General features: G+C 64.4%; 1 protein-coding gene and 1 other annotated feature. The gene reads left to right on the forward strand.

Going from position 1 to position 1,335, the window contains the following annotated elements; all coding sequences use genetic code 11:
- Positions 1-54 precede the first annotated feature (54 nt).
- Positions 55-1,301, forward strand: a protein-coding gene (locus IT779_RS37045; protein ID WP_408637836.1) for an IS3 family transposase whose coding sequence is annotated in 2 segments (ribosomal slippage) — positions 55-349 and positions 349-1,301 — 1,248 coding nt in all. Because the reading frame shifts where the segments join, the coding sequence is not laid out codon by codon here.
- Positions 336-467 (forward strand) — a sequence feature (AL1L pseudoknot). Its footprint overlaps the gene before it by 132 nt.
- Positions 1,302-1,335 lie beyond the last annotated feature (34 nt).

Raw genomic sequence — 1,335 nt, forward strand, 5'->3', positions numbered from 1 at the left:
TGAACCGTCCTGGATTGGTTGGAGACTCTCGTTTCAGCAAGGGAGACTGCATTCATGGGTGCACCACGGAAGTTCGACGAGGAGACCCGTGCTCGGGCGGTTCGGATGTATGAGGACCGGATCCGCGAGCACGGTGAGTCGATGGCCGCGGCGCGACGGCATGTGGGTGCGTTGCTGGATATCAAACCGGCGACGTTGCGCAACTGGGTCGAGAAGTCCGAACGACCGGCCGTCGATCGGGCGCCGGGGTCGGTGTCGGAGTCCGAGGAGTTGAAGGCGTTGCGTCGTGAGGTCGCCGAATTGCGAAGGGCCAACGATATTCTGCGTACCGCGAGCGCGTTTTTCGCGGCGGCGGAGGTCGACCGCCGACTGCGGTGATCGTCGACTACATCGACGCTCACAAGGACCGGTTCGGGGTCGACCCGATCGCCCGTGTGCTCACCGAGCACGGTGTCGCGATCGCCCCGTCCACCTACTACGCCGCACGCAAGCGCGGTATCAGCGCCGCGATCCTGGCCGACGCGTACACCGCGAACGCCTTGTTCGACCTGTGGAAGACCAACCGGGGTGTCTACGGCGTGCGGAAACTCTGGCTCGCCGCACGCCGAGCCGGCCATATCCTCGGGCGCGACCAGGTAGCGCGCCTGATGCGGCTGACCGGCATCGACGGCGTGGTGCGCGGGCGGCGCACCACGATCACCACCGAACGCGACCGCGACCGGCCCGCACGGCACCCGGATCTGATCGGACGAGCATGGTCGCGACCGACGCGTCCGGATCAGTGGTGGGTCGCCGATTTCACCTATTGCTGGACCCTTTCGGGGTTCTGCTACACCGCGTTCTGCGTCGACGTGTACTCGCGGCGGATTCTGGGGTGGCGGGTGATGACCTCGAAGTCGACCCCTTTGGTCTCCTCGGTGCTGGAGCAAGCGCTGTTCACGCGCCGAAGATCTGATTTCCGTTTCACCGCAACAGGTTTGGTTCATCACAGCGACGCCGGATCGCAATACACCTCGCTGGCCTTCACCGAGACACTGCGGGCGTCCGGCATCGCCGGATCGATAGGCAGTGTCGGCGATGCTCTCGATAACGCCCTGATGGAATCGGCGATCGGGCTCTACAAGACCGAGCTGATCGACCGGTCTCCGGCCTTCACCGGCCGCGCCGAACTCGAACGAGAAACCGCCGAATGGGTGCACTGGTACAACACCGAGCGCCTGCACTCGGCGATCGGGTACCTGCCACCAACCGAATACGAACACCTCTACCATCAACAGACCATCTCGACCGAGGCGGCCTGAATCCGAGTCTCTACCGGATCCAGGACGGTTCACC

It is taken from the genome of Nocardia bovistercoris (assembly GCF_015674855.1).
GTDB classification, from domain to species: Bacteria; Actinomycetota; Actinomycetes; order Mycobacteriales; family Mycobacteriaceae; genus Nocardia; species Nocardia bovistercoris.